The sequence below is a fragment of the Ureaplasma diversum NCTC 246 genome (assembly GCF_000731915.1).
In the GTDB taxonomy this organism is placed as follows: Bacteria; Bacillota_I; Bacilli_A; order Mycoplasmatales; family Mycoplasmoidaceae; genus Ureaplasma; species Ureaplasma diversum.
In genome coordinates this window covers 1-10886 of the sequence record NZ_JFDP01000023.1, presented here as the reverse complement: position 1 = coordinate 10886, position 10886 = coordinate 1, and the positions used below count along the sequence as shown (strand labels likewise).

The 10886-nt window shown below is 27.9% G+C and carries 8 protein-coding genes and 5 tRNA genes; 10 read left to right on the top strand and 3 right to left on the bottom strand.

Going from position 1 to position 10886, the window contains the following annotated elements:
• Positions 1–174 precede the first annotated feature (174 nt).
• The 6 genes from UDIV_RS00905 (at position 175) to truA (ending at position 1489) form a co-directional block, all read left to right on the top strand.
• Positions 175–258 (top strand) — tRNA-Tyr (locus UDIV_RS00905).
• Between the two features lie 4 nt (positions 259–262).
• Positions 263–337: transfer RNA gene (locus UDIV_RS00900), tRNA-Gln, on the top strand.
• A 57-nt stretch (positions 338–394) separates the two neighbouring features.
• Positions 395–469: transfer RNA gene (locus UDIV_RS00895), tRNA-Lys, on the top strand.
• Between the two features lie 50 nt (positions 470–519).
• Positions 520–605: transfer RNA gene (locus UDIV_RS00890), tRNA-Leu, on the top strand.
• A gap of 4 nt (positions 606–609) precedes the next feature.
• A tRNA-Gly gene (locus UDIV_RS00885) sits at positions 610–683 on the top strand.
• Between the two features lie 77 nt (positions 684–760).
• Positions 761–1489 (top strand): tRNA pseudouridine(38-40) synthase TruA, encoded by a 729-nt coding sequence (gene truA, locus UDIV_RS00880; RefSeq protein ID WP_038101961.1) that lies wholly within the window; start codon positions 761–763, stop codon positions 1487–1489.
• Here the strand turns inward: truA and UDIV_RS00875 are convergent.
• Entirely contained in the window at positions 1486–2367 is an 882-nt protein-coding gene (locus tag UDIV_RS00875; RefSeq protein WP_038101958.1) for a DegV family protein, read from the bottom strand. The two genes, truA and UDIV_RS00875, sit on opposite strands and share 4 nt — an antisense overlap.
• Positions 2368–2494: 127 nt before the next feature.
• Positions 2495–3277: an ABC transporter ATP-binding protein gene (locus UDIV_RS00870; RefSeq protein WP_051749374.1), complete on the bottom strand. Its 783-nt coding sequence runs from the start codon at positions 3275–3277 to the stop codon at positions 2495–2497.
• A gap of 258 nt (positions 3278–3535) precedes the next feature.
• Here UDIV_RS00870 and UDIV_RS00865 point away from each other — a divergent pair, with 258 nt between their 5' ends.
• The 3 genes from UDIV_RS00865 (at position 3536) to UDIV_RS00855 (ending at position 8057) form a co-directional block, all read left to right on the top strand.
• Positions 3536–4447, top strand: a complete 912-nt coding sequence (locus UDIV_RS00865) for a DUF6856 family protein (RefSeq protein ID WP_038101955.1) — start codon at positions 3536–3538, stop codon at positions 4445–4447.
• A 341-nt stretch (positions 4448–4788) separates the two neighbouring features.
• Positions 4789–6624 carry a Bax inhibitor 1 family protein gene (locus UDIV_RS00860; protein ID WP_038101953.1) on the top strand — a complete coding sequence of 612 codons (1836 nt, stop codon included), beginning with the start codon at positions 4789–4791 and terminating at the stop codon, positions 6622–6624.
• A gap of 218 nt (positions 6625–6842) precedes the next feature.
• On the top strand, positions 6843–8057 hold the full coding sequence (locus UDIV_RS00855; RefSeq protein WP_038101951.1) for a serine-rich family protein: 1215 nt from the start codon (positions 6843–6845) through the stop codon (positions 8055–8057).
• Positions 8058–8257: 200 nt separating this feature from the next.
• Here UDIV_RS00855 and rpsD read toward each other — a convergent pair whose 3' ends face one another.
• Positions 8258–8866 (bottom strand): 30S ribosomal protein S4, encoded by a 609-nt coding sequence (gene rpsD, locus UDIV_RS00850; RefSeq protein WP_038101949.1) that lies wholly within the window; start codon positions 8864–8866, stop codon positions 8258–8260.
• Between the two features lie 280 nt (positions 8867–9146).
• Here rpsD and UDIV_RS00845 point away from each other — a divergent pair, with 280 nt between their 5' ends.
• Positions 9147–10856 carry a hypothetical protein gene (locus UDIV_RS00845; protein ID WP_038101946.1) on the top strand — a complete coding sequence of 570 codons (1710 nt, stop codon included), beginning with the start codon at positions 9147–9149 and terminating at the stop codon, positions 10854–10856.
• Positions 10857–10886: the final 30 nt, after the last annotated feature.

Genomic DNA, 10886 nt, shown 5'->3' with positions numbered 1-10886 from the left:
ATGCAACTGCTTTAGCTGCAATCACTCATTTTAATAATAATTTTTCTAAAGAAAAAGAAATAGAGTAAGAATAAGCTTATAAAAAATAATTTTTTTGAATTTAGTTGTGTATTTTTTAGTTACTTTGTTGTATAATTATCTAGTGCTTAAAAGAGCAATCAAAAAAAATTATTTGGACAGATAGCGAAGTGGCCAAACGCATCCGGCTGTAACCCGGCTCCGAGAGGTTCGTAGGTTCGAATCCTACTCTGTCCACCATTATTGGCCTGTAGCCAAGCGGTAAGGCAGAAGATTTTGATTCTTCCACGCGCAGGTTCGATCCCTGCCAGGCCAGCCATTAAAAAACTTATCACACATAATAGAAATATGCTATAATTTTATTTGTGTGTTTCTTGCCTCATTAGCTCAGTGGTAGAGCATTTCACTTTTAATGAAGGGGTCAAAGGTTCGAACCCTTTATGGGGCACCATTTATAATTTCTATAATGGTAATACACCTTTGTGTATTACTTTTATACTTGCTGGAGTGGCGGAATGGTAGACGCACTGGACTTAAGATCCAGTGATCGAAAGGTCGTGAGGGTTCAAGTCCCTCTTCCAGCACCATTATGCGGGTGTAGTTCAATGGTAGAACTATAGCCTTCCAAGCTATTAGTGTGGGTTCGATTCCCATCACCCGCTCCATTGTATTAATGCCAACTTAGCAATTTTGTTAAGTTGGTTTTTCTTTGCTTTATAATTAATTTTAAAAGGTATTTAGTATGAACTTTAAGATTACAATTCAATATGATGGAGCAAACTTTTATGGTTGAGCAGCTCAACCTAATAAAAGAACTTTACAACAAACTTTAGTTGACCATTTTCAAAACCTGTTTAAATTAGATGAAGTTAAACTTTATGGATCAGGAAGAACCGATCGGTTTGTGCATGCTAAAGGACAAGTATTCAATGTTCATTTAACCAATTTAAAGATTGATTCAGACCAATTAAAAAAAGCATTGAATGCTAGTTTAGATGATGATTTAAAAGTAATTGATGTAGTTGCTGTTGATAATAGTTTTCATGCTCAATATGATGCAATCAATAAAACTTATGAATATGTTATTGATACTACTCATTTTAGTTTATTTGAAAGAAACTATTGTTGACAAATCAATCAACAAATTAATTTAAATAAATTAAAAGAAGCATTAGCTATTTTTGTAGGTGAATTTGATTTTTTATCTTATAGTACTTCAGAATTATATGATACTACAAGAACCATTAACTTCATTAATGTTAAAGAAGAAAATCAGTACATTAAAATTTATATTAATGCTAATGGTTTTTTAAAGAATATGGTGCGAATGATTGTAGCAGCTTCAGTTGATTATAGTTTAGATAAAGTAGAGTTAGATCAACTAAAACAATGATTAAAAGAACCAAAAAAAGGAGCAAGTACTAAACTTGCTCCAGGATGTGGTTTATATTTATTAGAAGTGAATTATTAAACTTTAGACTTTTTAGTTACTATTTGATAACCAATTGCGTTTTTGTAAACATAAACTAAAAACACACTTGGTGAATGACGAACAACGACTTGTTCAGGTCTTAAATTAAAAGTTCTAATTGCTAACTGTCTTAAAGGTTCAGTTTGTTCTTCGCTTAGTCCAGCATGTAAAACAGCTATTGATTCAATCTCATCAGGATTTAAATTGTTGTGTCATGTGTGAGCAATGATTGATAGCATTTTTTCAGGGGCAGTTTTCATATTTCGAGCAACCCCACCGCTTTTATTCTTGTACTCTGATTTAATAATCGGAGTAATTTTTGTTAACTTTAACATTGCTGAAACAATCTTAGGAAGTCTTCCAGATGCAACAAGTCCAGCTGTGTTTTCACAAGCAAAAACAGCAATTGTAAAGTCATGGAAATTATCAATATACTTTTCAATTTCTTGATTAGTTGGTTGTTTTTTAAACATTTCTTTAAGGTGTTTGATTAATAATTCAAGAGCATACCCAAAAGATTTAGTATCTGCAACTATTACTTTTTCTTCACCAAATTCTTTTTTAAGTGATAAAGCATTATTAAATTGACTACTATATCCACCAGAAATTGTTAAGATCACAACTTTTTCATACTCTTGTAGACCTTGTTCAACTTCCTGGTGCAAAACACCAATTGGAGTACAACTTGTTGAGAAGTGATACTTTTGATCTAACATTTCAAAAATATCATTAGCATTAATTGATTTATTATCATCTTCAAATACCTTATCATCACTTCTTATGATTGATAAAGGCAATATTTTAACATCTTCCATTTGAGCAAGCTCAATGGTGTTTGTTGCTGATGAATCAACAAGAATTAAAAAAGGTTTTTTCATATATTTTTTAGAATTCCTTCAATTCAAAATTATTCGCTTCTATTTAGATTTGTATTAAAGTAAATAGTACTTTAACAATTATACACACTTCAGACAATTATTTTTTATTTTTTAATTGTTTAATAAATTAATTTATTATTGAGTCATTAGCTGAAAATGGGTTCTTAGCATTCTTATATTCATCATTATCTTTAATAATTAATTCGTAGTAAATTGATTCTAGATCTTTAGTTTTAGCACCAGTGTAGATGAGATTACCTTTATGAATTAATGTTAATGAGTTAACATAATCTTCCATTTCTTTAAGAATGTGTGAACAAACAAAGATCGTTTTACCTTGCTTGTTTAGATCATGTAATATATCAAATACTTCAAACCGAGCTGAAGGGTCTAAGTTAGCTGTTGGTTCATCTAAAATAATTAATTCTGGATCATGAATTAAAGCCTGGATTAATAGTACCTTTTTCTTTTGACCAGAAGAGAAGTTAACTGGTTTTTTATCTTTAAGGAATAAAATTCCAAATTTATCTAAATAGTTTAGAATTTTCTCTTTTGCTACTTTAGCAGGTACTTTAGATAAAAGAGCTAATGAGTATAAATAATCAAAAGTAGTTAATTCAGACGGGAATAGAGCATTTTCAGGCACATACCCTAGTTTATCTTTTGATTCTGGTGTTTTATTATCAAACCCATCGATTAAGATCGTTCCTTGATAAGAAGAGTAAGCATTAATAATGCTTTTGATCGTTGTTGTCTTACCAGATCCATTTTCACCTAAAAAAGCATGAATTTCACCTTTTTTAATTTTAAAAGTTAAATTACGAACGCCTTGAGTTGAACCTTTGTAAACTTTAGTTAAGTCATTAACTTCTAAAATGTAATTCTGATCGTGCTGAATTTGATCTGCCATAACTCTTTTACTCCTTATCAATTAATATTATCTAGTTGATTTTATTTTAAGTGATAATTAAGTATATTAATACAACTATAATACTATGTATTTTAGTAATCTCTAAATTTTAGGAATGAATAAACATCCTTAGGTTTAAAGAATTGTATATTTTATATTTGTCTATTATATAATTATATTTATTGTTAATTGTTAACATATTATATACTAAGCAATTAATTGTTTTAATTGTTCACTAATCTTTGTTTAGAGGTATTTATGAAAAAAGCAATATTAATTACTGCATCAATTTTAGGTGCAGCAGCTGGAGTAGTTGCAACTGCTACTTTTTTAGCTCTAAATACAAAACAAAAAACATATGCTAAAAATTTAAATACTAGTGAATTAAATCAAGCATTATCTTATAACAATCTAAATAACTCAAAGGTTAGTTTAAAAGAATTGATTCTAGGAACTAGTAAAGTAAATGATGGTAATTATGTGCTTTATTTTGGTTCACAATCAAATATCCAACATAACAACTTTATGTTTAATAATGAACTAAATCACATCTCTAAAATTGAAGATTTAAAGAATAATTACAACCTTAAGTTTAATGGCGATCTAGCTAAGGTTATTAATAACACTAAGCTTTATAAAGACTCTTATAAAACAGTTCCCCAATTCTTTGGTTTTGTTGATTTCTTAAATGATGATGTATTCTTAGCTGAACAAGCATATATGCAAAAATTAGCAACAGCTAAAGCTAGTACAATTGAAGCTGATAAAAGATGAGCAGCTTCAGCACCACAAACTTATTCATATGATGTTAGTAAACAATATCGAGATAAAGATGATAAACTAGTTTACTTTAGAACTGATAAACAAGCTGAAGAATTTAGAGAAGTTGTTAAGTATTTAAATAATTACTTAAAAAAAGAGAAATTAGTTGATTTATATCAAGCTGATAATCCAGGAATTATTTTATTTTACACTAAAGAAAATATTAATAAAGGACCAACAGTTTATTTTGGTTCAATTAAAAAACAAGCACCTAATCCACAAAACCCAAGAGCTCAACAAAACCAACGATACCCTGCAGGTAATCAACCATATAACGCAGATAGTGCACAATTCGGTGGTCAATTCAATGCCGCAATCTTTAGTTTCTATGGAAACAAGATAAGATAATAAGATCAAAACACTAACATTCATTGTTGGTATTTTTTATGTTTATCTTTTTATTATCTATTTAATAAAAACAAAAAAAGATTCAAACAAAGTCTCTCTTTTAAAAATCTAATTATCTAAAGTTTAGTAATAACTCATTAATTTTATAATAAGCTACAACAATTATCCTAATAATAAATTTAGTTTAATTTTAAAACAATAATTAATTAGCTATATTATTAGATGTTCCCTTTAATTTAATAAAATAATAAATAATACAACTACAGCATTAATCCTCTTATTTTTTAGTTAGTAAATCATCTAAAATATAGCTAACTCTTTACAAGAGGTCTTTTTAATATATGTTAATCAAACCATCATTAAAACAAGCCTATTCTTATTCACGCTTTTTAGCTCGGATTATCTTTAAAAAACCAAGCACTTATGTGCTTGGTGTTATTGCTTTAATAATTAGTATTATTTTAGGTGTTGTAGCTAATACAGTAGCTAAAGATGCCCCTACTTTTTTAATTATTAGTTATGTTAATCTAGTCATTAATTTAGTTTTAGCTTTAATTTATGGGTGTTTAAAAGGATTAAATCTATTTAAGGATTTAGCTAAAGAAGGAATTGATATTTTAGTTTTTTCTAAAAGCATAACTAGAAGAAATATTTTTAGTACTAAATTAGTGTTCTTTAGTTTGTTGGGTGTGTTTCATACTTTAATTAGTTATATTGGATTAATGATCTTTTATTTAAGTAATCTTAAATATAATAATGATGTAAATCTTTGGTTTATTTCTTCATTTTTTTCAGTATTAGTAACTTATTTAATATTTGGACTTGTAGCTATATTAATTGCTTCTAAAGCTAATTCAAAAGTTAGTTTAATTATTCCTATTCTAACTTTTGTTCCACTTGTAATTGGTGGGTCTGTTGCTAGTTTATATTCAACATCAAGAGCTGAAACTTTTGCTCAGATCTTTAATCAGAAACTACCAGTTGGAAATAATGATTCACAAACAATTCTAAATGCTGAAAAATTTTATTTAGCTAATAAAGAAGATGAGTATTTTATTATTCCTAAAATAGTTAATAAAACCAAGTTTGATGAAGCACAAATTGCTTTTATTAACCAAGCTATTGAAGATTCAAAACAAGCTGCTAAACTAACTCAATCACTATCTTATTTACTAGTACCTTTCCAATTAATTGATGTGTTTTCAGTTAATGATAAAGATCCAATTAGTGTAATTACAAACAAAAAAGATAAAGCCCTTAGTACTTATTTAAACTACAATGATCAAGATTCAAAACTAAGTAATTACCAACTAAATCCAAATCCTAATTTAATTAAATTAAATACAGCAAGTAATGATCAACAAAATCTACAATACATTGTCCCTAATGCTTTAAAGAACTTTAGTTTAATTAATAATCCTTCTATTAACTCTAAACAAATTGCTAATAAACTTGTTGATAAAGAAATTATTTATGCTCGTAAGAACGCTGATAATTTTGATATTAGTTTTAAAGAAGATGATAAATTATTACCAGTTCAACAAGATGTTGTTGGTGAATTAATTTGACCACTACTTCATCAAATCCTATCTTCAAAAGTATTTATTGAATTTGCTAATAAATGATTTAAACAATTAGATCCTAGTATTTCAAAAGCTAATTTATTAGCTGCTATTAGTAATAGTGTTGATGATCGATTAGAAGATAAATTACACTTATTAGTTGATGATAATACAATTGTGATGAACTCAATAAGACAACCACAAATTAAATCAATTATTGAAAAGAAATTATATTTAACAACAGCATTAATTTATTACATTTACTTCTATCATCAAAATTCACCAATCTTATTAACTTTACTTAGAAATAGTGTTGTTAGCAAGAATTATGCACCAGGTAGTTATCAAGTTAATATTGATGGAGAAGTATATATCATTGGTGGGTATTCAGGATATGAGACTCAACAAAGAGAAAATAAACAAAATAAAGTAATTTATCGATATAAATTAATTCCTTCAAATAATTATTTATTTGGAGCAGTTGATCAAGTTTATTCAATTAAAAGAGCTAATCAAGTTGTTATTAAACCACTTTATAGTTTAATCTGAGTTGCTTTATTAACAGCTTTATATATTGGTGTTTATTTTAGATATACAAGAAGAGATTATAAGTAAGAAAATATTGTTTACTTATTTGATTAATTACAAGAGTTTTAATTAGTTTAATGATTATTAATAATTAATAAGAAGTTAACTATAATTAAAGCTCTTGTTTTTTCTTGTTTTGCAATATATTATAAATTAGTTTATACTATTATATATTTTGTGATTTCAAGCTTTTGACATAAAAGGGATTTTCATACATTTTAAAAATACAAGGATTTATTAAAAGTATGAAAAAATTAAAAAATAAAAAATCACTAATTCTAGCTGTTAGTGCACTTGCAATAGGTGCGGGTGTTATCGGGGTTGCTGCAGCTTGTGCACCAACCAAGAATAAAAAACCTATTAATCCAACACCAACAACTCCATCTAAACAAGGATCAGGTGAAGAAGTTATAACTCAAGCTACACCAACTGTTAGTTTGGATGAAAATGCTAAGTTAACTAAAAACGAAAATAAATATGATTTGGTTTTAAATGTTACAAATGCAAATGATAAATACTTAAAAGTTGAATTATCTAAAAAAGTAGCAGAAGGACAAACAGCTGTTAAGAAAACAGCTCAAGCTAAAGTAGAAAATAATAAAGCAACTTTAAGTTTTGAAGGACTAGAACCTGGAGCAAGTTATAAAATAGTTTCACTTACTGTTTTTGCAAATGAAAACGCTAATGAATCAACACAAGTTGCTTTAAGTGAAACTTTAGCTGCTAAAGAATTTGTTGTAGAAAAAGAAGCAGCAGGTAGTGAAACACAAACTCCACCAACAGAAAACGGAAGTAAAGAAAGCCAACCAGGTGGTGAAGCTGCTGGAGGTGAATCTTCAGCCGGTTCAAATAACCAAAGTGGAAATGCTTCTGGTGCTTCATCAGGATCAGGAAATAGCAGCTCAGGTAATGGAGCAGCTGGAAGTGAATCTTCAAATACTGGTGGCGAATCAAACAATAATGCATCAGGTGCTAGCTCAGATTCAACAACTAGTCAAGGTAATAGTGGTTCATCAGCTGGTTCTACAAGTTCAGAAGCTGGTTCAAACACTGAAGGTTCATGAACAAACACTGCTGAAAGCAATCAAAATGGTGAAACATCTGGTTCTGCAGCTAGTCAAGGTGATGGTACTTCAACAGGTGGAACATCAGACAGTAAAACACAAACAGATGGAACAACTGCGGGTAGTGAATCTTCAGGTTCAAGCGGCACTTCAAATAGTGGCGCATCGGCTACTGATTCAAATGCAACTTCAAACTCTCAATCTACACCATCAGGTGATTCTGCTACTAGCACTGAATCAACTACTACAAACGATTCTGCTCAAGGAACTGATACATCATCAGGAAGTGGAAATCCAACAGGCGAAGCTGGATCACAAAGCGGTTCACCAACTACAAGTGACAACACTTCAGACCAACCCGCTTCACCAGCTGACTCAGCAGCCACTCAATCTTAATCCCTAAATTTAAAAATAATTTAAATTATTATTAACAACTCAATTAAATAGAGAAAAAGTAATGATTAAAGAAGAAGTTTAATGCTTCTTCTTTTTTATTACTAATCTATATAATATTTATAATCCTGTGTTCTAATTTATATAGAACAAAAAAACACCTGCGTTTGCAAGTGTTTTAGAGTATGTAATAAAATGATTAATTACATTAAACGGTTGTATCATTCAACAACGTATGCTTCATTTACATCTGCTGGTAATTCTTCACGTTCTGGTAAACGGTCATATTTAACAGCTTTAGTATCTTTATCAACTAATTTCATAAATGGAGCTGGTGTGTTCATTGTGTTTTTAATTAATGGAATGTTTAAAGCATTTGCTTTAACACTAATTACAGAACCAACTTCAATTAAAGCAGATGGAATATCAACTTTTTTACCATCAACTAAAATGTGTGAGTGGTTAACTAATTGACGAGCAGCACGACGAGTTGGTGCAATTCCTGCACGGTAAACTAATGAATCTAAACGAGATTCTAAAACTTGTAATAAGTTAATAGTTAAAACACCAGCACGTCCTAAAGCTACACGATAAAGACGACGGAATTGACGATCATTTAAACCATATAAGTACATTAGTTTTTGTTTTTCAACTAATTGTTGACCATAGTTTGATAACTTAGTACGCTTGTTACCATGTTGACCAGGTCCGTATGAACGTTTCTTTCCTTTAGTAAATTCTTTGTTATTTTCAAGTAATGAAAATCCAAGACGACGAGATTTTTTAAATATACTTCCTGTATATCGACTCATGATTGACTCCTTTAATAGTTTTTATTTTATTGGCGTACAATCAACAATGTTTATTGTTCTAGTGCTTTTATTACTCTTTAATAATTTCAGTGACACAGCCTAACTTACTATTAAACATAAGAAATAACCAACCTAAAGTTGGTTATTTATGACAGTAATAGACAACGACTATACAATAACGCTGATTATCGCTTTGTATATTATACTTGATTTTAATTTTTAATGCAAATGATATAGTTAATCATTTTATAATATAAATATAAATCAACAGGAGTTGTTTATGTACTATTACTTTTTGATTTTACTTTTATTACCCTTAGGGTTTAGTGCTATTTATTTATGAGCTTTTTATATTATAAATAAACATAAAAAGCAATATGAACAACTCCGGATCATTTGCTTAAAAGCATTAATCATCACTAGAAGTGATTTTAATCATTACTACTATAATACATCTAATTTATTTGTTTCTAATCCTAGCTATAGTAACTTAATTAACAGTTATTTAGAACAAATTAGTAATAATCTTAATAGTTTCTTAGCTAATCTAAGAAACTATCGATTAAGTATTGTTCGTTTTAATTTTAAAAAAATAAAAACGTACCATAAACTTTTAGTTGAACAAAACAATGATTTATATCAACAAATTAATGTATTAAATGATGCAATTGTGCTATTTTGAAAAGATACATTAGCTAATGATCAAAATGAACAACAATTAATTGATCAAATCGATCAACTTAATAGTCATTATGCTAAGTTATGTAATAAATATAATATTGATTGTTTAAGATTTTATTCAGTTAATGATGCTTTTAATCAACAATTAATTGATTTAAGAAATCAAAAAAATGAACAACTTTGGTTTAAGTATTCTAAAACCTATGTTCAATTATTATATAAAATTAGTAATTTACATTGGATCTTAAACAACTTATTAAATGTGATTAAACAAGTCCAATTAATTGATAATTACAACAATGCTTCAGCTTTAAATGTTGAAAAAAAGAATTTTTTAACATTAAGTCAAATCCAACAAATTAAAGATGCAATAGCTGATTTTGCTTTATTTAAGAACAATAAATTCTTAACAATGATCAATCAGAGTCAGTTTAATGATCTGAATAATGAATTAAAACAATACTTAGCTAAAATCATTGATTTATATAAATTAAGTTCACAAAATGCAATTGGAGCTCAATTGTTTGAACAATATAAAAATGTCTTTAAAAAAGATTATGGAACACTAAATTACCAACTAAATAAAACTAAAGAATTTTTATTAAAACTAAACAGTGAACTAAACAATTTTAAGTTTGATCAACTTTTAGTAAAGTGTGAACAAATCCAAACTATTTTAGATCAACTTAGTTCACAAATTATCAATCAAAGTGAAATTGTTGAATCAATTGATTTTATTTTTAAAACGCACCAGTTTTATTTAGATTTAAGTTATTTTGTAAATGAACTTAATCAACTGCACTACAATCTAGCTGAATGATTAATGATCTACAATGATCTAGTTGATAAAATAGTTGAACTTAAAAATAAAAAATACCAAATAGAAGCTTATTGTAATTCTAACCAAAGAGAGATGATTAACTGTCGCATTGATCAAAATTGATTAGTTGAAGACTTTGATTTTATTGAACACTTAGATCAATTAATTCACTTTAAGAAAAGAATTGATTTTAATGAAATTTTAGATACTAAGTTTAATCATCGGGTTTGTGAGTTAATTAATCAACGATTTAGTATGATTATTAATTTAATTCATTACCAAACTCATTTATATAAACGGTTTTATAATGAATTAATTAATGCTTTAATAATAGCTGGATCTGATTTAGATTACATTAAAAACAAATATCCTATTAATAATTGATCTGAACTAATTAATGTTCAAGCAACATTAGTTAAAATGGCTGATGATCTGTTTTATGATAAATCAAAGAAACAACAAACTAAAGTTTTTAGTTCATCAAATTAATTAAAAAACAACCAAGCATGATAGTATGTT